Annotated in this window: 16 protein-coding genes and 1 pseudogene; 9 read left to right on the top strand and 8 right to left on the bottom strand. The window is 72.2% G+C overall.

The genetic code is table 11. The annotated features are described in order from the left end of the window. Positions 1–228 precede the first annotated feature (228 nt). The 4 genes from GKC29_RS08670 to GKC29_RS08655 are packed head-to-tail and all read left to right on the top strand — an operon-like array spanning position 229 to position 3,774. A complete protein-coding gene (locus tag GKC29_RS08670) occupies positions 229–810 on the top strand; it encodes a hypothetical protein (RefSeq protein WP_155330327.1) in 582 nt (193 codons plus the stop codon). Further along, positions 807–1,865, top strand: a complete 1,059-nt coding sequence (locus GKC29_RS08665; RefSeq protein ID WP_155330326.1) for a peptidoglycan-binding protein — start codon at positions 807–809, stop codon at positions 1,863–1,865. Before GKC29_RS08670 ends, GKC29_RS08665 begins: the two co-directional genes overlap by 4 nt. Before the next feature lie 2 nt (positions 1,866–1,867). After that, on the top strand, positions 1,868–2,575 hold the full coding sequence (locus GKC29_RS08660; RefSeq protein ID WP_155334041.1) for an ABC transporter ATP-binding protein: 708 nt from the start codon (positions 1,868–1,870) through the stop codon (positions 2,573–2,575). Continuing rightward, positions 2,572–3,774 (top strand): ABC transporter permease, encoded by a 1,203-nt coding sequence (locus GKC29_RS08655; RefSeq protein WP_155330325.1) that lies wholly within the window; start codon positions 2,572–2,574, stop codon positions 3,772–3,774. The genes GKC29_RS08660 and GKC29_RS08655 overlap by 4 nt, the downstream gene beginning before the upstream one ends. Before the next feature lie 229 nt (positions 3,775–4,003). Here the strand turns inward: GKC29_RS08655 and pcrA are convergent, their stop codons facing one another. Next, positions 4,004–6,397 (bottom strand): DNA helicase PcrA, encoded by a 2,394-nt coding sequence (pcrA, locus tag GKC29_RS08650; RefSeq protein WP_155330324.1) that lies wholly within the window; start codon positions 6,395–6,397, stop codon positions 4,004–4,006. 314 nt (positions 6,398–6,711) lie between these two features. Between pcrA and GKC29_RS08645 the strand changes: the two genes are divergently transcribed. Continuing rightward, positions 6,712–7,050 carry a chorismate mutase gene (locus tag GKC29_RS08645; protein ID WP_155330323.1) on the top strand — a complete coding sequence of 113 codons (339 nt, stop codon included), beginning with the start codon at positions 6,712–6,714 and terminating at the stop codon, positions 7,048–7,050. A 269-nt stretch (positions 7,051–7,319) separates the two neighbouring features. On the opposite strand, the gene GKC29_RS08640 is transcribed toward GKC29_RS08645, so the two are convergent. The 5 genes from GKC29_RS08640 to GKC29_RS08620 all read right to left on the bottom strand — a co-directional run bounded on the left by GKC29_RS08640 (position 7,320) and on the right by GKC29_RS08620 (position 13,137). Further along, positions 7,320–8,330 (bottom strand): ABC transporter ATP-binding protein, encoded by a 1,011-nt coding sequence (locus GKC29_RS08640; protein WP_155330322.1) that lies wholly within the window; start codon positions 8,328–8,330, stop codon positions 7,320–7,322. Continuing rightward, positions 8,323–9,360, bottom strand: a complete 1,038-nt coding sequence (locus GKC29_RS08635) for an ABC transporter ATP-binding protein (RefSeq protein ID WP_155330321.1) — start codon at positions 9,358–9,360, stop codon at positions 8,323–8,325. The genes GKC29_RS08640 and GKC29_RS08635 overlap by 8 nt, the downstream gene beginning before the upstream one ends. A 5-nt stretch (positions 9,361–9,365) precedes the next feature. Continuing rightward, entirely contained in the window at positions 9,366–10,313 is a 948-nt protein-coding gene (locus GKC29_RS08630; protein WP_155330320.1) for an ABC transporter permease, read from the bottom strand. 75 nt (positions 10,314–10,388) lie between these two features. After that, positions 10,389–11,399, bottom strand: a complete 1,011-nt coding sequence (locus GKC29_RS08625) for an ABC transporter permease (RefSeq protein WP_155330319.1) — start codon at positions 11,397–11,399, stop codon at positions 10,389–10,391. 100 nt (positions 11,400–11,499) lie between these two features. Beyond that, positions 11,500–13,137, bottom strand: a complete 1,638-nt coding sequence (locus GKC29_RS08620; protein ID WP_155330318.1) for an ABC transporter substrate-binding protein — start codon at positions 13,135–13,137, stop codon at positions 11,500–11,502. A 223-nt stretch (positions 13,138–13,360) separates the two neighbouring features. On the opposite strand from GKC29_RS08620, the gene GKC29_RS08615 reads away from it, so the two are divergent. Beyond that, positions 13,361–14,095: a PIG-L deacetylase family protein gene (locus GKC29_RS08615; RefSeq protein ID WP_155330317.1), complete on the top strand. Its 735-nt coding sequence runs from the start codon at positions 13,361–13,363 to the stop codon at positions 14,093–14,095. Positions 14,096–14,126: 31 nt separating this feature from the next. Here the strand turns inward: GKC29_RS08615 and GKC29_RS08610 are convergent, their stop codons facing one another. Continuing rightward, the gene (locus GKC29_RS08610; RefSeq protein WP_155330316.1) at positions 14,127–14,813 is read right to left on the bottom strand and encodes a response regulator transcription factor; all 687 of its coding nucleotides are present in this window, start codon (positions 14,811–14,813) and stop codon (positions 14,127–14,129) included. Further along, positions 14,813–16,078 (bottom strand): ATP-binding protein, encoded by a 1,266-nt coding sequence (locus GKC29_RS08605; protein WP_155330315.1) that lies wholly within the window; start codon positions 16,076–16,078, stop codon positions 14,813–14,815. The genes GKC29_RS08610 and GKC29_RS08605 overlap by 1 nt, the downstream gene beginning before the upstream one ends. A 172-nt stretch (positions 16,079–16,250) precedes the next feature. On the opposite strand from GKC29_RS08605, the gene GKC29_RS08600 reads away from it, so the two are divergent. From GKC29_RS08600 to GKC29_RS08590, 3 genes and pseudogenes are all read left to right on the top strand, one after another. After that, on the top strand, positions 16,251–17,912 hold the full coding sequence (locus GKC29_RS08600) for a PspC domain-containing protein (RefSeq protein ID WP_155330314.1): 1,662 nt from the start codon (positions 16,251–16,253) through the stop codon (positions 17,910–17,912). Further along, positions 17,909–18,151 (top strand): annotated as a pseudogene (locus GKC29_RS08595) (hypothetical protein); the annotation flags it as partial. The gene GKC29_RS08600 and the pseudogene GKC29_RS08595, both read left to right, overlap by 4 nt. Before the next feature lie 447 nt (positions 18,152–18,598). Continuing rightward, complete coding sequence (locus GKC29_RS08590; RefSeq protein WP_155330313.1) at positions 18,599–19,852, top strand: phosphatidylserine decarboxylase; 1,254 nt, start codon at positions 18,599–18,601, stop codon at positions 19,850–19,852. Positions 19,853–19,886 lie beyond the last annotated feature (34 nt).

The raw sequence follows: 19,886 nt of genomic DNA, 5'->3' as shown, positions 1-19,886 counted from the left end.
GGCATGCCCACGACTGCACCTGAAGAATCAGTAAATACATCGACTTTAGATGATGTTAGCGGGATGTGAGGAACTCTGCTCACCGCCCCATAACACCACCTCTGGTGACCTGTGTACCGAGACGGCCGGTGAACCCCGCCGGCGTCCAGCACAGGCATGGCCGCGACGTTCCCGTCGAAACGGATACGTCGTACGCGATGCGCAAACCTTGGTCCAGAGGAGAAGTAGATGCCGATCGACGGCAGACGGGTGAGCCGGCGTTCACCGCGTGGCATCCGGTACGCGGCACTGGCGGCGTGTGCGCCGTTGCTGGTGGCGGTGTTGACGGCGTGCGGGCCGGACCAGTCGGAGACTACCGGCGGCGCGGCGAACTCCGGCACCGCCGGCGAGTGGGACGCCTACGACAAGCAGATGCAGAACCTTGTGACGTGCCTGCACGAGCAGGGCGCTACGGGAGTCCGCTACCTCGGCCACGACAAGGTGGGGGAGGAATTCTCGGGCATGCCGGACTCGGTGACTCCCGAACTGGTCCAGTGCTTCGAGAAGTGGCCCGCGCTGGACCGCCCGGTGAAGGACACGCTCAGCAAGCCGAGCGAGGAGCAGCTGCGCGAGGCCCGCGCGAACGCGCAGTGCATGCGCGACAACGGCGTGCCGGACTTCCCGGATCCTGATCCCAACCCGGCCCCGGCCGACGAGACCGCCTTGCGAGGCCTCAAGGAGAAGCACCGAGCCATGATGGAGAAGCCGGCGGCCAAGGCGGCGGCGAAGATTTGTCTGCCCGACACCAGCGACCTGACGGGCGTCGGATGAGCGGCCGATCTCGCCGGGTGCTCTTCGGTGTCGTCGCCGCCGCGGTGGTCGCCGCGGCGGCGACGATGTCCGCCGGGGTCTTCGCCGGGGGCGGGGACGACACCCCCGTCGGCGCTCCCGCCGTCGACACCGTCAAGGTGACGCGGTCCACGATCACGGCGGCCACGGTCGTCGAGGGCGAGATCGGCTACGGCCAGCCGTCGGCGATCACTTCCAAGGCGGCCGGCACCCTGACCTGGCTCGCGGCGGCCGGCAGCACGGTGCGGCGCGGACAGCCGCTGCTGCGTGCGGACAACAACCCGGTCGTGCTGCTCTACGGCGAGCTGCCGTTCTACCGCGTCCTCGCCGACGGGGTCGAGGGCCCGGACGTCGCCCAGCTCGAGGAGAACCTGGTCGCGCTGAAGTACACCGGCTTCGAGGCCGACGACTCCTACTCCGCGTCGACCGCGGCCGCCGTCAAGCGGTGGCAGAAGGACCTGGGGCTGCCTGACACGGGCACCGTGGCGCCGACGGACGTGATCGTCGCACCCGGCCCGCTGCGGATCGCCACCCAGACGGCCCGGCTCGGGGCGCCGGCCGCCGGTGACATCCTCACCGCCAACCCGACCACCCTCATCGTCACCGCGAAGGTGCCGGCCGCCGAACCCGACCTGGCCAAGAAGGGCGCCAAGGCCACCGTCACGCTGCCCGACGGCGCACCGGTGGCGGCGACCGTGCGCGGCGTGGTGCCACCCGCGTCCCCCGGCGACACGCCCGCAGGTCCGGCGCCGGATCAGGGGGAGCCCACGGTCACCGTGCAGCTGACCCTGAAAGCCACCGCCAAGCCGCAGCCCGGGCCGGTCTCGGTCCGCTTCGTCACCGCCGAGCGCGCCGACGTGCTCGTGGTGCCGATCCAGGCGCTGCTCGCCGTCGGCGAGCGCGGCTACGGCGTGGAACTGCGGGACGGCGCGACCAGCCGGGTCGTGCCCGTGAAGACCGGGCTGTTCGCCAGCGGCAAGGTCGAGATCAGCGGCGACGGCATCGCCGAGGGCGTCACCGTGGGGGTGGCGCAGTGAACGTGGTCGAGCTGACGGACGTCACCAAGACCTACCCCGGCGGGGTACGGGCCGTACGCGGGGTCAGCCTGGACATCGCGTACGGCGAGGCGGTCGCCGTCGTCGGGCGTTCCGGATCGGGTAAGTCCAGCCTGCTCAACCTGATCGGCACCCTGGACCGCCCCACCAGCGGCCGGGTCCGCATCGGCGGGCACGACGTGGCGGCCCTCTCCGACCGGCAGCTGTCCGGCCTGCGGGCCGCCACGATCGGCTTCGTCTTCCAGCAGTTCCACCTGACCCCGGGCGTCGCGGTGCGCGCGGCGGTGGCCGACGGCCTGCTCTACTCGGGCGTGGCCGCCCAGGAGCGGCTGCGGCGGGCCGACGCCGCGTTGGAACGGGTCGGCCTGGGCCACCGGCTGCACCACCGTCCGCACGAGCTGTCCGGCGGTGAGCGGCAGCGGGTGGCGATCGCCCGGGCGCTGGTCGGCGATCCGCCGCTGCTGCTGGCCGACGAGCCCACCGGCAACCTCGACTCCGCCTCGGGCGAGACCGTGCTGGGCCTGCTGACGGAGCTGAACGCGACCGGCACCAGCGTCGTGGTCATCACCCACGACCGGGAGCTGGCGGCACGGCTGCCGCGGCGGGTCGAGGTCTCCGACGGGCTCATTGTGCGCGACGAGCGCGAACCCGGTGTGGTGCCGTTCGCCGCGCGGGTCGGGGCGGCCCGGTGACCGCCCCGCCCCGCCCCGGGCGGCTGTCGCCAGCCGACGTGCTGCGGCTCGGCGCGGTCGGGCTGCGATCACGCCGACTGCGGGTGTTCCTGTCCGCGCTCGGCATCGCGATCGGCATCGCCGCGATGATCGCCGTGGTCGGTATCTCCAGCTCCAGCCAGGCCGAACTGAACCGGCAGCTGGACGACCTGGGAACCAACCTGCTGACTGTCGAGCCGGGCAGATCGTCGGCCGACAAGCCGACGCAACTACCGAAAGAGGCGATCCCCATGATCGCAAGAATCGCGTCGGTGGAGGCGGTGTCGGCGGTCGGACGGCTGCCCAACGTGCACGCGTACCGCAACGAGCACGTCAACCCCGTGCAGACCGGCAGCCTCACCGTGTACGCGGGCCACCTCGACCTGCCGGCAACGGTCGGGCTCAGCCCGGTCAGTGGGCACTGGCTGAGCCAGCCCACCGCCGACTTCCCCACCGCCGTGCTGGGCTGGACCGCGGCGCAGCGGCTCGGCATCGACGACGCCGCGGCACGGCCGCAGATCGTGCTCGGCAAGCACCGCTTCACCGTTGTGGGCGTGCTGCGGCCGGTGCCGGTGGCCGAGGACCTGGACCGCGCCGTGTTCGTCGGCTGGTCGGCCGCGGAGAACTACCTCGGCTTCGACGGGAACGCGACGACCGTCTACACGCGTACGGCGGAGGACGCGGTGGCCGAGGTACGCAAGGCCCTGCCGCGCACCGTGAAACCGGGGGCGCCCCACGAGGTCCTGGTCTCGCGGCCGTCCGACGCGCTGGCCGCCAGAATGATCACCGAGAACACGTTCAGCGGCCTGCTGCTGGGCCTCGGCGCGGTGGCGCTGCTGGTCGGCGGGATCGGCGTCACGAACACGATGGTCATCTCGGTGCTCGAACGCCGCTCGGAGATCGGCCTGCGCCGGGCGCTCGGGGCCACCCGCGGCCAGGTCCTGCTGCAGTTCCTGGTGGAGTCGCTGCTGCTGTCCGCGCTCGGCGGTCTCGGCGGCATCCTGATCGGCGTCGTGGTGACCGCCGGGTACGCGGCCACGCAGGACTGGCCGGCCGTGGTGCCGCTATGGGCGACGGCGGGCGGGTTCGCCGCGACGCTGCTGATCGGCGCGGTCGCGGGGCTCTACCCCGCTGTGCGGGCCGCCCGGCTCACGCCGACGCAAGCGCTGGCGGGCGTCTGAGCCGACCGGCCGGCGGCGTCCCGATCGGGGGTCGCCGCCGGCCGGCGGCCGGTGCGGACCCGCCCGAGTACTGGTCGCAACTGCCGGACCGGTCGGGTTTCCCCACGACCTCGAACATGGGTTCGCCGGTGCCCGGCTTCAGCAGCCGTACCAGCAGGAGCGCCCGGCGCTCAGCCGGGCCGAATCCGCGGCCTTCACCGCACCTGCTCAGGCAGTCCCTGGCCGCGGCTCAGAGCTTGTCGATCGGGGCGTGCCGCAGGACCAGCCACATCGTCTGGTCGCCGAAGTCGATCTGGGCCCGCGCCCCCGGACCGTGCCCCTCCACGGCGAGCACCCGGCCCAGCCCGTACCGCTGGTGGTTGACCCGGTCCCCGACCGCCACCTTGGGCGCCTGCGGAAGCTCGCTCGCCGTCGCCAGCCGGCTGCCGTCCACGCCGAGACGCTTCGCGAGCTGCGCCGCCTTCGGGGTCCCCCCGGTGAAGCCGCCACGGCCGCGGTCGGCGCGGTCCGCGCGGCCACCCACGCCTCCGCCACCGCCGGCCCACGACGTGTACGAGCCCTCGGTGCGCTCCCAACGCACCAACTCCGTGGGAAGCTCCTCCAGGAACCGGGACGGCGGGTTGTAGGCGGGCTGCCCCCACGCCGAGCGGGTCACCGCCCGGGACAGGTAGAGGCGCTGGCGGGCCCGGGTGATGCCCACGTACGCGAGGCGCCGCTCCTCCTCCAGTTCCCGCGTGTCCCCGAGGGCGCGCAGGTGGGGGAAGACGCCGTCCTCCAGGCCGGTCAGGAACACCACCGGGAACTCCAGGCCCTTGGCGGTGTGCAGCGTCATGAGGGTGACCACGCCCTGGTGCTCCGGGTCGTCGCTGGGGACCTGGTCGGCGTCGGCGACCAGCGCGACCTGCTCCAGGAAGCCGGCGAGCGTGGCCCGCTCCCCCTCGGCGCCGAGCGCCTCGACCCGCTCCGTGTACTCCCGGGCGACGCTGACCAACTCCTGCAGGTTGTCGACCCGGCCGGCGTCCTGCGGGTCGAGGCTCTCCTCCAGCTCGGTCAGGTAACCCGAGCGGGTCAGCAGCGCCTCCAGCACCTCCTCGGGGGTGCCCGTCTCGGCCAGCTCCCGGGCGCCGTCGAGCAGCGCGACGAACTCGGCGATGCCGTTGGCCGCCCGGGTGGAGATGCCCGGCGCGTCCTTGGCCCGGCGCAGGGCAGCGCCGAAGGAGATCCGGTCCCGGCCGGCGAGCGCCTCGACGCACGCCTCGGCCCGCTCCCCGATGCCCCGGCGCGGCGTGTTCAGGATCCGGCGGAGGCTGACCGTGTCGTCGTCGTTGACCACCGCGCGCAGGTACGCCAGGGCGTCGCGGACCTCCTTGCGCTCGTAGAAGCGCACCCCGCCGACCACCTTGTACGGCAGGCCGACCCGGATGAACACCTCCTCGAAGACGCGGGACTGGGCGTTGGTGCGGTAGAACACCGCCACGTCCCCCGGGCGGGTGCCCCCGTCGTCGACGAGCCGGTCGATCTCCCGGGCCACCCAGTCCGCCTCGGCGTGCTCGGTGTCGGCGACGTAGCCCACGATCGGGTCGCCGGACCCGGCGTCGCTCCACAGCCGCTTCGGCTTGCGGGAGGTGTTGCGGTCGATCACGGCATTGGCCGCGTTGAGGATGGTCTGGGTGGAGCGGTAGTTCTGCTCCAGCAGGATCGTCCGGGCGTCGCTGAAGTCGCGCTCGAACTCCAGGATGTTGCGGATCGTCGCGCCCCGGAACGCGTAGATCGACTGGTCGGCGTCACCCACCACGCACAGCTCGGCCGGCTCCAGCCCCTCGGTGCCGGACACCAGCTCCTTGATCAGCACGTACTGGGCGTGGTTGGTGTCCTGGTACTCGTCGACGAGCACGTGCCGGAACCGGCGCCGGTAGGTCTCCGCGACGTGCGGGTGCGACTGGAGCAGGTGCACCGTCGTCATGATCAGGTCGTCGAAGTCCAGCGCGTGCGCCTCCCGCAGCCGCCGCTGGTAGAGCGTGTACGCCTCGGCGAGCGCCCGCTCGTTGGGGCCCTTGGCCCGGGCGGCGAACGCCTCCGGGTCGACCAGCTCGTTCTTCAGGTTGGACACCTGGGCCGCCAGGCCGCGTGCCGGGTAGCGCTTCGGGTCGAGATCCAGCTCGCGGGCGACGAGCTGCATCAGCCGGCGGGAGTCGTCCGCGTCGTAGATCGAGAACGTGGACTTGAGGCCGGCGTGCTCGTGCTCGGCCCGCAGGATGCGGACGCAGGCGGAGTGGAACGTCGACACCCACATCAGCCGGGCGCGCGGGCCGACCAGCGCGGCCACCCGGTCCTTCATCTCGCCGGCGGCCTTGTTGGTGAAGGTGATCGCGATGATCTGGCCGGGGTGCACGTCCCGCGCCGCCAGCAGGTACGCGATCCGGTGGGTCAGCACCCGGGTCTTGCCCGATCCGGCGCCGGCCACGATGAGCAGCGGCGACCCGGCGTGGGCGACCGCGTCCCGTTGGGGGCCGTTCAGCCCGTCGAGAAGCTGCTGCGGGTCGAGGCGCGCGGCGGCGGACCGGCGCGGCGGAGCAGGCTCGGGCGCGGGCGGGGACACGGGGATGTCGAAGAGAGGATGCATCGCACGGCGAGTCTATGCCGCCGCCCCGACGAAACCCGCCACGCACGCCCCGGGTGTAAGGAAGGGCCCCTTCTTAACGTCTCCGGTAGTGGAAGGGCCCCTTGTTAACGGCTTTCCTTGCGCCCGTCGCAGCCCTCACGGCATACTCGACGGCGTGTTCGGTCAGCGCTTCTACTTTTACTACGGCTCCGGGAGTCCGGCAGCCGTAGGTCGCGCCTGATCAACCAGACCTACGAAAGCCCCGGGCTCCGCGAGCCCGGGGCTTTTCCGTCCCGGGATCCGGGCACCGGGCCCGACATCCGAAGGGTACGGCGATGATGACAGACGTGGCGGAGCAGAACGGGAGCCGGGCCGAAGCGGGCGGGGCCGGCGGCTCCGTCGATCCCCGCACCGGCACCCAGGAGCCGCTGGCGGCGGCCCGGATCGCGGAGATCCGCCAGCGCATCGACGAGATCGACCAGGCGCTGATCGAGCTGTGGCAGGAACGGGCCCGGCTCTCCCAGCAGGTCGGGGCGACCCGGATGGCCTCCGGCGGCACCCGCCTGGTGCTCTCCCGGGAGCAGGAGATCCTGGAGCGGTTCCGGTCGGCGCTCGGCGCGGACGGCACCCAGTTCGCGATGCTGCTGCTCCGGGCCGGCCGCGGCCCGCTCTGAGGCCGGCCGCGGCCCGCGTTGGGGCCGGCCGCGGCCCCGCGTTGGGGCCGACCGCGCGCCGCCCCGCCGCGACCCTTCGCACCACGCCTCGGGTCTGCGGCCCCGCAGCCGTGCCCGGTGGGCGTCCGCTCGCCGCGGGCCGGCGACGGGCGGGAGACGAGGACCGGGGCGCCGGCCGTGGTGCGGCCGGCGCCCCGGGTCACTGAGGAGGCACTACCTTCACCGCCGGCCCCGTCAGGGTGGTCGGGGCGACGGCGTCTGGAGGGCTACTACTCGACCGCGTGCACCACGTCGCGTACCTCGGCGAAGTGGCAGGCGCTCGGGTGCGCCGACTTCTCCCGCACCTCCAGGACCGGTTCCTGCTGGGCGCAGATGTCCTGGGCCTTCCAGCACCGGGTCCGGAACCGGCAGCCCGACGGCGGGTTGGCCGGCGACGGGACGTCACCGGTGAGGACGATCTGGTCCCGCAGGCCGCGCAGCTTCGGGTCCGGCACCGGCACGGCCGAGAGCAGCGCCTGGGTGTACGGGTGGGTGGGGTTCTCGTAGATCTGGTCCTCGGTGCCGATCTCGACGACCTTGCCGAGGTACATCACCGCGACCCGGTCGGCGATGTGCCGGACCACGGACAGGTCGTGGGCGATGAAGATGTACGAGAGACCCAGCTCGTTCTGGAGCTTCTCCAGCAGGTTGATCACCTGCGCCTGGATCGACACGTCCAGGGCGGAGACCGGCTCGTCGCAGAGGATGATCTCCGGGTTGAGCGCGAGCGCCCGGGCGATGCCGATGCGCTGGCGCTGGCCGCCGGAGAACTGGTGCGGGTACCGGTTGATGTGGTCGGGGTTGAGGCCGACCAGCTCCAGCAGCTCCTGGACCCGCGCCCGCCGCTTCGCCCGGGGCAGCACGTCGGGGTGCACCTCGAAGGGCTCACCGACGATGTCGCCGACGGTCATCCGCGGGTTGAGCGACGTGTACGGGTCCTGCATGACGAGCTGGATGTTCCGCCGGCCGCGACGCCGCTCGGCGCCGCTCACCTTCGACATGTTCTTGCCCTGGACGAAGAGGTCGCCCGAGGTCGGGGTCTCCAGACCCACCAGCATCCGCGCCAGGGTCGACTTTCCGCAGCCGGACTCGCCGACGACGCCGAGCGTCTCGCCACGGCGCAGCTGCAGGTTGATCCCGTCGACCGCGCGGACCGCGCCGACCTGCTTCTTGAAGAGGATCCCCTGGGTCAGCGGGAAGTGCTTCACCAGGTCGCGGGTCTCCAGCACGATGTCAGACACCGGCCTTGACCTCCTTCCAGAAGTGGCAGGCGGCCGTCCGGACCGGCGACACCTGGTAGAGCGGCGGCGACGGTTCCTGGCGGCAGACGTCCTGCGCGTACCGGCACCGCGGGTTGAACGAGCAGCCCTTCGGGATGTTCGTCAGCGCCGGCGGCAGCCCCTTGATGGCGGCGAGCTCCTGGCCCTTGAGGTCCAGTCGCGGAATCGACTCGAGCAGGCCCTTGGTGTACGGGTGGGCCGGGCTCGCGTAGATGTCCTCCACCGGCGCTTCCTCGATGACCCGACCGGCGTACATGACCGAGATCCGGTCCGCAACGTCGGCGACCACGCCCATGTCGTGCGTGATCAGCACCAGGCTCATGTTCCGCTCGCGCTGAAGCTCGGCGAGCAGAGTCATGATCTGCGCCTGCACGGTGACGTCCAGGGCGGTGGTCGGCTCGTCGGCGATCAGCACCTCCGGGTCGAGCGCGAGCGCCATGGCGATCATGACGCGCTGGCGCATACCGCCGGAGAACTGGTGCGGGTAGTCGTTCACCCGCTGCTTCGCCGCCGGAATCTTGACCAGGTCGAGCAGCTCGACCGCGCGCGCCTTGCTGTCCTTGCGGGACATGCCGCGGTGCTTGCGGAACAGCTCACTGAGCTGGAAGCCGACGGTGAAGACCGGGTTCAGCGCCGACAGGGCGTCCTGGAAGATCATCGCGATCCGGTTCGCCCGGACCTTGCGGCGCTGCGCCTCCGGCAGCTTCAGCAGGTCCACGCCCCGGTAGAGGATCTGACCGCCGGTGATGAAACCGGGCGGGCTGTCCAGGATGCCCATGATCGCCTGGGCGGTGACGCTCTTGCCGCAGCCGGACTCGCCGAGGATCGCTCGGGTCTCACCCGGCCGCAGGTCGAAGCTCACGCCGTTGACCGCGTGCGCGATGCCGTTCCGGGTGCGGAACTCCACGTGCAGGTCCTTGACCTGGAGCGGCATGGCGTTCGGGTCCAGGCCGGGCAGGGCGTCCAGCTTGACGTTCACATCAGTGCTCATGGGACTCACCGGAACTTCGGGTCGAGGGCGTCACGCAGGGCGTCACCCATGAGGATGAAGGACAGCACCGTGCCGACCAGCAGCCCGCAGGGGAAGAGCAGCAGCCACGGGTCCTCCAGGAAGTAGACCTGGTGGGTCGAGATCATGATGCCCCACGACTGGGCGGGCGGCTGGAGCCCGACACCGAGGAAGGTCAGCGTGGCCTCCGCGGCGACGAACGAGCCGAGCACGATGGTCGCGTACACCAGCATCGGCGCGATCGCGTTGGGCAGAATGTGCCGGAACATCAGCCGACCGTTGGTCGCGCCCACCGCCTTCGCGGCGTGCACGTAGTCCAGGTCCTTCGACGAGATGACGCTACCGCGGATGATCCGCGAGATGACCGGCCAGGTGAGCAGGAACAGCACCAGGGCGATGGTCACCGGGTTCTGCCGCTTGATGACCGTGAGGAACACGATCGCCCCGAGCAGGAACGGCAGCGAGAGGAAGATGTCCATCACGCGGGAGATGACCGCGTCGACCCAGCCGCCGTAGTAGCCGGCGAGCAGGCCGAGGGCACCACCGATCAGGATCATGGCGCCGGTGGCCATGATCGCGATGATCATGGAGGGGCGGGCGCCGTAGATGGCGTGCGAGTAGTAGTCGCAACCGAGGATGTCGGTGCCGAAGGGGTGATCCCAGCTCGGCGCGACCCGGGAGCGGTCGGTGCTGCAGTCGCGCGGGTCCTGGCTCGTCCACAGCCCTGGGAAGGCCGCCATCGAGCCGACCACGAGGATGTAGAGGAACGCGATCATGAAGACCGGGTCGCGGACCAGTTGCCGGCGGGCGTCCGCCCACAGGCTCGCGCTGCGCTCCTTGCCACCGGTGGTCGCGGGGTCCCCCGCCGCCGCCGGCCCGTCACCGCCCACCGGCGCGCCGCCGACGGCGGTGCCGGCACTGGTCAGGTCGCTCATGTCCACACCTCGTTTCGTTCTGCCCTGCCGCGGGCGGCGGGGGTCTCCCGCCACCGGTTGCTCGCCCTGGTCCGGTCACTCATAGCGGATCCTCGGGTCGAGGACGGCGTACAGGATGTCGACCAGCAGGTTGGCGACCAGGACGACCAGCACCAGCATCGTCACCACGCCGATGACCACGGACGACTCGCCGGTGCGCGCCGAGAACGTCACCAGGCGGCCGATGCCGGGCACGTTGAAGATGGTCTCGGTGACCACCGCACCGGCCATGGCGGAGCCGATGTCGACGCCGATGAAGGTGATGACCGGGATCAGCGAGTTGCGCAGCGTGTGGACACCGATGACCCGCTTGTTCGCCAGACCCTTGGCCCGCGCGGTCCGCACGTAGTCGGCCCGGATGTTCTCCATGATGCTGGTCCGGGTGAGTCGCGCGGTGGTGGCGAGCGAGACGGCGCCCAGCACCATGCCCGGGATGACCAGGCTGGCCAGTGGATAGTCGGGCTTGAAGCCCGGGCTGAAGATGCCGTTCGAGATGACCTCGGGGATCCAGGCCTGGTCCCGCAGGACGTTGCCGAACTTGACCCCGACGAACTCCCGCACCACGACACCGAGCACGAAGATCGGGACCGAGATCACGAACACGGTGCTGATCTTGACCAGGTTGTCGGCGAAGCTACCGCCCCGCAGGCCCGCCCACACGCCGGCGGCGATACCGACGACCGACTGGAAGACGATCGCGATCACCAACAGCTTCAAGGTGTACGGAAGAGCGTCCGCCACGAGATCGGTGACCTCACGCTGGCGGAGGTTGATGCCGAAGTCGAACTCGAGGAAGACGCCGGTGACCCGATCGACGAACAGCCCGAGGCACGGGTTGCCCTTCTGGTCGAGGCAGGGGTCACCGTACCCGAGCCGCTCGGTGATCGCCTGCAGCAGGGCCGGCGGCGGCGTCCGGTCGCCGAAGATGGCCCGGACCGGGTTCCCGCTGAACTGGATCGCCAGCGAGGTGATGTAGTGCAGCAGGAACATGGTGCCCAGCACGGTGGGGATGAACTGGAGCAACCGTCGAATGACGTAGCGCCCCATGTCGGGGTCTCCTCTCGGCGCTGACGTGGCGGCAACGATCGCCCTGGTGGGGTGACCGTTGCCGCCACGTCCTGTTACGGCTGGATCAGGAGTCTGAAGCTCAGTTCTGCTTCAGCGAGGTCGCAGCGTAGTCGGCGTCCGAGACCTTGTTCCAGACGAAGTTGTCGACGTTCTCGCTGTAGATCGCGGCCTCCTTGCGCCACCACATCGGGATGACCGGCAGGTCCTCGAGGATCAGGTCCTCCGCCTTCTGGTAGAAGGGGATCGCCTCCTCGATGGACTTGGCGCTGTCACCCTGCTGGAGCAGGCTGTCGAACTCCGGGTTGGCGTAGGTGGAGTTGTTGCTGTCCGCGCCGGTGCTGTACAGCGGCGAGAGGAAGGTCTCCAGGAACGGGTAGTCCGGGCCCCAGCCGAGACGGAACGGACCGGTGAACTTCTTGGCGTCCGCGGTCTCGAGGTACTGGGCGAACTGCAGGTTGATCTTCAGCTCGTAGTCGATGCCCAGCGCGGCCTTGATCTGGTCGCCGACCGCCTGCAGCCACTGCTCGTGGCCGGCACCGGCGTTCGCCCAGAGCTGCAGCTTCTTGCCGGCCGGCCAGCCGCCCGCCTGCTGCAGCAGATCCTTGGCCTTCTCGACGTCCTTCTTGCAGTACTGGCAGACGTTCTCGCGGGCGCCCTGGAAGGACGGCGCGATGTAGCCGGTGGCCGGGGCCTGCCGACCGTCGAAGACGGCGTCGATGATGGACTGCCGGTCGATCGCCAGCGAGAGCGCCTGGCGGATCTTCTTGTCCTTGAACTCCGGCAGGTAGATCGGCATGCCGACGTAGGTGAGGCTGTCACCCGCGAGCTCGAAGAGGCGGTCGCCGTAGGTGGACTTCGCCTCCTTGTAGCGCGCCGGCGGCAGGGTGTACATCACGTCCAGCTCGCCGGCCTGGAAGGCGGCGTAGCCGGCGTCGACGTCCGCGAAGATCCGGAAGGTGATCTTGTCGGGCTTGCCCGGCTCGCCCTTCCAGGACTCGCTGCGGACCAGGTTGATGCCGACGTTGTGCTGCCAGCTGCCCTCGATCTTGTAGGGGCCGTTGCCGATCGGGGTCTCGTTGCACTTGTCGGCCGCGTCGATGCACGCCTTGGCCATCGGGGAGTAGCCCGGGTAGCCGATCGTGGTCGGGAAGCCGGAGAACGCCTCGGCCAGCTCGACGGTGAAGGTCAGGTCGTCGACCTTCTTCAGGCCGGAGAGCTCCTTGGCCTTCGGCTCCGGGGCCTTCTTCGGGCCCTCGCCGTCCGGGTCCTCGGACTGGACGTCCTTGAAGCCGGCGATCCGCTTCATGAAGTAGCCGTTGTTCTGGCCGTTGGGGCCGTAGGCGGCGTAGTTCCACGCCCGGATGAACGCGTCGGCGTTGACCGGCTCGCCGTTGTCGAAGGTGTAGCCGCTCTTGACCTTGATCGTCCAGAGCTTCTGGTCGTCCGAGGTGATCGACTCGGCCAGGTCGTTCTCCGGCGCGCCGGACTCGGCGTTGTACTTGACCAGCTGACGGTAGATCTGACGGATCACGTAGAGCGACGGCTCGTCGTCACCGGCGGACGGCAGCAGGAACGCCGGCTCCGCGTTGTAGACCCGGAGCTCGCCGCCCGCCTGGCCGGCAGCGTCGTTCGAGTCGTCGCCGCCGCTGCTGCAGGCGGTGGCCAACATGGCGGTGGCGGTCGCCGCGACCGCCACCTTCAGGAATTTCCCGCGCATGGGAGTGCCTCCTCAGGGCGCTCGGCTCACGAGGGGGTTGTGAGGTGCCTGCCACTGTGACACCCGATGCACGGTGGCGGGAAGGCGTGTTATCAACCCGATACCCGGCCGGGACGGTGCGTACATCCGTCCGGAGGCGGCTGCACCCTCCCCGGTCAGGCGTGGTAAGAGCTGCGGGAACGTTCCCGCCGGGCCGGTTCGCCACGGGTAGGGTCGATCCACGATGACCTTTCCGCCCTCCGCCACGCCCCTGGCCGACGTGCGCCGGGCCCTCGCCATCTTCGCCCACCCGGACGATGTGGATTTCGGCTGTGCGGGCACCGTGGCCACCTGGACGGGCGGCGGGATCGAGGTCGCCTACGTTTTGGTTACTGAGGGTGACGCCGGGGGATACGACGAGACACCCCGGCCGGAGCTGGTCCGGCAACGCGCGGAGGAGCAGCGGGCGGCGGCCGCCGCCGTCGGCGTCCGGCAGGTCGACGTCCTGACCGGGTACGCCGACGGCACGCTCGCGCCGACGCCACAGCTCCGCCGGGACCTCACCGCGGCCATCCGCCGGTTCCGCCCGGACCGGGTGCTGACCAGCTCACCCCTGCGCCGGTGGGAGCACATCGCCGGGCCGGGACACCCCGACCACCAGGCCGTCGGCGAGGCGGCCACCTGCGCCGTCTACCCGGACGCGCGCAACCCGTTCGCGTACCCCGACCTGCTCGCCGCCGGCCTGGAGCCGTGGGTGGTGCGGGAGGTCTGGTACGCGGGCGGCCCGGCACCCGACCATGCCGTCGACGTCACGGACAGTTACCACCGCAAGGTCGCCGCGATGCGCGCCCACCGGTCGCAGACCGCCCACCTCGACGTGGACACCTGGGTACGCGACCAGCTCACCGCCATCGCGGCCGACGCCGGCCTGCCGCCCGGCCGCCTCGCCGAGGCGTTCACCGTCCTGCGGACGGAGTGAGCGGCGACCCCGGCCGGCCCAGCCGGCACGGTCAGACGAGGCGGCGGTCGGCCGCCCAGCGGGACAGCTCGTAACGGTTGGACATCTGGAGCTTGCGCAGCACGTTCGACACGTGCGTCTCGACCGTCTTGATCGAGATGTACAGCTCCTTGGCGATCTCCTTGTACGCGTACCCCCGGGCGAGCAGCCGCAGCACCTCCCGCTCGCGGTTGGTGAGCTGGTCCAGCTCGGGATCGGAGACCGGCGCGTCGGGCCGGGCCGCGAACGCGTCCAGCACGAACCCGGCCAGCCGGGGGCTGAACACCGCGTCCCCGTCGGCGACCCGGCGGATCGCCGCCGCCAGCTCGTCCGGTGAGATGGTCTTGGTGACGTAGCCCCGCGCGCCGGCGCGGATCAGCCCGATCACGTCCTCGGCGGCGTCCGACACGCTCAGCGCCAGGAACCGCACCTGCGGGTGCGTACGCCGCATGGCCTCGAGCACCGCGCGGCCGCCACCGTCGGGCATGTGCACGTCGAGCAGCACCACGTCGGGCTCCGTGGCGGCGATCCGGCTGACCGCCTCGGCCACCGTGCTCGCCTCACCCACCACCTCGACGTGCACACCCAGCTCGGCGCGCACCCCGGCCCGGAACATCGCGTGGTCGTCGACGAGGAAGACCCGCAGCCGCTCCGGAGCGGCCGCCGTCTCCTCGACCGGGCCCGTCGTCTGCTCCGCCATCACCTGTCCCTTTCCGCCGTGGACGAGTCCCGGGAGATCGGCAGGATCAACCGGACCTCGGTCCCCTCCCCCGGCTCGGACCGGATCTCCGCCCGGCCGCCGTGCCGCTTCATCCGCCCGATGATCGAGCCCCGGACACCGTGCCGGTGGTCCTCCACCGTATCCGGGTCGAAGCCCTTCCCACGGTCCCGGACGAAGACACTGACCTGCTCCGGCTCGACCTCGGCGTACAGCGAGACGGTCTGCACGCCGGCGTGCCGGGCGGCGTTGACCAGGGCCTCCCGCGCGGCGGCCACCAGCGCGCCCACCCGTTCGTCGGTCTCCCGGTCACCGACGACCACCGTCTCCACGGTGATCGCGAAGGTGTCCTCCACCTCGGCCGCCGCCTGCTCCAGGGCCGCCGCGAAACGCTCCGTCGGGGAGCCGGTCGGCTTGTAGAGCCAGTTGCGCAGCGAGCGCTCCTGACCCCGGGCGAGCCGCTGCACGGTCTTCACGTCACCGGCGTTGCGCTGGATCAGCGCGAGGGTGTGCAGCACCTGGTCGTGCACCATCGCGGCCAGCTCGGCCCGCTCCTGCTCGCGGATCCGTCCCTCGCGCTCCGAGCGCAGCTGGTTCCACGTCCGCCAGAGCACCGGCGCGGCGACCACCCCGACGCCGGCGAGCCCGACCAGCGCGAAGATCACGCCGTTGAGCACCGCGTCGAAGTTCTGGGCCGGCGAGTAGACGGCCGCGACGCCGATGATGCCCACCGCGACGAGCACGCCGCCGCCGATGAACCGCAGCACGAACGCCCGCCGGTCGCTCTCCTCGACCACCGCGCTCAGCCAGGGCACCGGCATCGCCTCGCCCCACTGCCGCCGCCGCTCGGGAGCGGACTGGTGCCAGATCACCCCGGCGCCGACCGCGATGATCGCCACCAGCCACCCGGCGGTGCCGGCCGCGCCCACCGAGTCGAAGAGCACCATCTGGAGCAGCAGCACCACGAGCCCGATCGCTACGAACGGCAGCAGCTGCGCGACGTCGCGGCGCGGAGGTACGGCGGTGTCGCCCGGTCGCAGCGGCACCACCGCCCAGAAGGCGGCGTAGAGGAGCAGGCCGAGACCGCTCAGCCCGAGCAGCACCATGAAGGCGACCCGGACGCGGAGCACCGAGATGCCGAGGTGCTCGGCGATGCCCGCGGCCACCCCGGCGGCCATCCGGTGCTCGGGGGCGCGGTAGAGGCGAGGGGGCTGGGTCACGGTGCTGATCGGGGGCTCCCTGGTCACGACGGGTACGGTGTGGGCGACCGTCCGCTGCCGGCGCCGGTTCGATCGTCACACGGCACGCCGCCGCCCGACCACGGGGACGCCCCGGACATCCGGGCCGCCCGGATCTCAGGGTGGTGTCAGGGTCTCCTCCTGAGGTCGCCGACGCGACACGGGGAGCAGGATCGAGGGCATGACCGAGGAAGCCGCTCAGTCCCCGACGCCCGGGGTGCCGCCGCCACCCGCGGCGTCCCCGCCGGCCGGCGGGCCGCCACCTCCGCCGCAGGACCCGACCGGCGCGCCGCCCACCCCGGCCGCCGCCCCGCCGGCGGGCGGCGGCACCAGCTTCACCTCGCGGTACGGGCTGGTCCGACCGCACGACGGCCGGTACCTGGCGGGCGTGTGCGCGGCCATCGGCCGGGCGACGAACACCGACCCGGTGCTCTGGCGGGTGCTGCTGGCGGTGCTCGGCTTCTTCGGCGGCATCGGCATCCTGGTGTACGTCTCCGCCTGGCTGATCATCCCGGGCGAGGGCGACAGCGCCTCGCCGGTCGAGTCGATGCTGGGCCGTGGGCGGTCCAGCATGTCCCCGGTCACCGTGATCGTCCTCAGCATCCTGGTGGCTGTCAGCTTCGCCTTCATCGTCACCGACGCGTTCCGGGCCGTGCTGCTGGGCGCGGCCATCCTGGTCTGCGGGGCGCTGCTGCTCAACCGCGAGCGCCCCGGTGGCCCGCCGGTCGGCGGCGCCCCGCCGGGTGCCGCCCCCGCGCCACCCGGCCCGGTGCCGCCGGTGGCCTACCCGGCCCCGGTCGGTCATCCGGCCGCCCCGGGGGGCCCGACCCTCGCGGCGGGCGCCGTGCCACCCGCCGGAGCGGCGGAGTCGGCCGCGCCGACCATGCCGCTGCCGGTCACCACGTCGCCGCTGCCGGTGACCACGCCCGGGACCGCCGAACCGACGGCCGAACTGCCGGCGGCGACGCCCGCAGGCATGGCGCCGCCGCCCGCGCCGCCGGCGTGGGGCGGGACGCCGGCCGGCCCGGCGCCCTCGGCGTGGGCGTCTCCGGTCAGCGGTACGCCGGCTGCGCCGACCTGGCCCCCGGCACCGTCCGGGCCGCCGACCCCGCCCCCTGGCGGCTACCGCCCACCGTTCGCGCCGCACGGCCCGTACGCGGGACGTCCGGTGGCACCGCCGACGCCGGCGCCCCGCCCGCCGAAGCGGCCACGGGAACGGTCCGCGCTCGGTGCGGTGACCTTCTCGCTGATCTTCCTCGCCCTCGGCGTGGTGACCGTCCTCGACCTGCTGGACGTCTTCCCGGTCGGCGCCTCGGCGTACTTCGCGGCGGCCCTGGCCACCATCGGCCTCGGCCTGCTCGTCGGCACCTGGTTCGGCCGGGCCCGGTGGCTGATCGCACTCGGGCTGGTGACCGCCGCCGCGCTGACGGTGGCGACCGTCGCCGAGTCGTACGACCACATCCGGGGGGTGGACGGCGCGGTGACCTGGGCCCCGGCCAGCCACGCGGAGCTGGCGACCCGGTACGAGAACAGCTTCGGCGACTCGGTGCTCGACCTCCGCGCCGTGGACTTCGACGGGAAGGACACCGAGATCACCGTCGCGGTCAACTTCGGCGAGGCCACCGTTGTGGTCCCACCGGACGTCGACGTGACCGTCCTGGCCGACGTGAACGCCGGTGACGCGGTCGTCTTCGGCCGCCGTTCGGGGACGCTCGACGAGCGCGCCGGCGGGGTCGACGGGCCGCTGCGCGAGACCACCGACCTGGGTGCGAACGGCCCCGGCGGCGGGAAACTGCGCCTCTACATCCACGTCAACGCCGGCAAGCTGGAGGTGACCCGGTGAGGGCGCATCGCACCGACCTCGTGTCCCTGGCGTTCGGGCTCCTCTTCGTCGGCCTCGCCACGTGGTGGCTGGTCGCCCGGCTGCTCGGGTTCGTCCTGCCGCCGGTCGGCTGGTTCCTGGCCGGGGCGCTGCTGCTGGTCGGCGTGCTCGGACTGGTGGGCGCGCTGCGCGCCGCACGCTCTACCCGCCCGGCCGGGACCGACGGGATCTCCACGACCGACGGGACCACCGGACCCGCCGGGACGGTCGCCCCGACCTCGACGCACCCGGTGCCCGAGGTGGCGGCCGGGGAGACCGCCAGGACGGACGCGGACGGGTGGCCGGTGCCCGGCCGCCCGGACCGGGACGTGTCGGCGCCCCTGTCGGGCGCCCCGGCCGGCGGGAACGCCGGCCGGGAGGACGCCGACGAGTGGCCGACGGAGGCGGTCACCGACCGCCGGGACGAGGCCGTCGAGGACCGGCCGGCGGACGTTCCCGGGGACTGGCCGCCGTCCCCACCGGCCGGGGGGGACGGCCGCTGACCGCGGCGGTGCGATGCCCGCACGGCGGCGCATATGCTGGCCGGTGGAGACCGTCCCGGCCGGTCGCCGCACGCCCGCGCCGGGCCGGCCACGGCCGATGCCGGCGCCGGCCGTGCCGGTATTCCGCCTCAACCGTCGTCCCGACCCGTCAGGAGCCCGCCCGACATGACCCAGTCCCCCGCCGTGCGCCTCTCCGGCCGGTCCGGTCCGGTCCGCATCGGCGAGCGTGCCGCCCGTACCCTCGTCGCCGAGTTCGCCCGGATCAACGACCCGAAGGCCGCCCTCCTGGTCGGCGCCAGCCCGGAGTCCCCGGTGCTCGCCGCGGCGATCGAGGCGCTGCTGCCCGGTGACACGCTCACCGTGGTGCCGGCCGCCGCGACGAGCGCCGCGCCGCTGCGTGAGCACGTCTCCACGCAGGGCCGCTGGGTCGCCGAGCGGGTCCGCGTCGTCGAGACGTTGGCCGAGGCCGAGGTAGCGGCGGTCGCCATCGTCGGTGAGCCGTTCACCGGCACCGCCGAGGAGACCCGCGCCGCCATCGAAGGGCTGGGCAAGTACCTGGCCGACGGGGCGGTGCTCAGCGTCGCCGCGCCGGTCGCCCCGGGTCGCAGCGCCGGCGCCGCCGACGAGCTGGACCGCCAGGGCGCGCTGTACGGCGTCGGCAGCGACCTGGTGCTGCGCAACAACCCGCCGCTGCGGGTGCACCGGCTCCGGTTCACCCCGGTCGACGCCGCCGCGGCCGCGGGGCTGGCTCCGGCGTACCGGCCGTCCAGCGTGCCGCTGACCCGCACCATGCACATCGACTCCAACGGCGTGGCCGCCGCGGGCATCGCGCTCGGGCTGGCGGGGCTGGCCCGGCTGACCCGGCCCAGGTCGAAGCTGTGGCTGCTGCCCGCCCTGGCCGCAGCGCCCGTGGCCGCCTTCTTCCGCGACCCGGAGCGGGACGTGCCGGAGGACCCGTCTGCCGTGGTCGCCGCCGCCGACGGGCAGGTGCTCTCCGTGCAGCGGCTGCACGACGAGCGTTTCGGCGACGGCGAGTGGCTGCGGATCGCGGTCTTCCTGTCGGTGCTCGACGTGCACGTCAACCGCTCCCCGGTAGCCGGCAAGGTGGTCGACTACTTCGTTGCCGACGGCGGCTTCGTCAACGCGATGAAGCCGGAGGCCGAGCACAACGTCGCCGCGTACACGGTGCTGGACACCGCGCACGGCACGGTGGTGGTGGCGCAGCGCACCGGGCTGATCGCCCGGCGGATCGTGCAGCGGGCGCCGATCGGCGCGCTGCTGGCGAAGGGCGAGCGTTTCGGGCTGATCCGGTTCGGCTCACGCACCGACGTCTACCTGCCCGCCGAGGCGGCGGAGCCGCTGGTCGGCCCGGGTGACAAGGTGGTCGGCGGGTCGACCGTCATCGCCCGCTGGCGCTGACTTCCGCCAACAAGCTGAAAAGGGGCGCCGCGGA

Origin of the sequence: Micromonospora sp. WMMC415 (assembly GCF_009707425.1) — a bacterium.
In the GTDB taxonomy this organism is placed as follows: Bacteria; Actinomycetota; Actinomycetes; order Mycobacteriales; family Micromonosporaceae; genus Micromonospora.
This window is presented reverse-complemented; position numbering and strand designations above follow the sequence as displayed.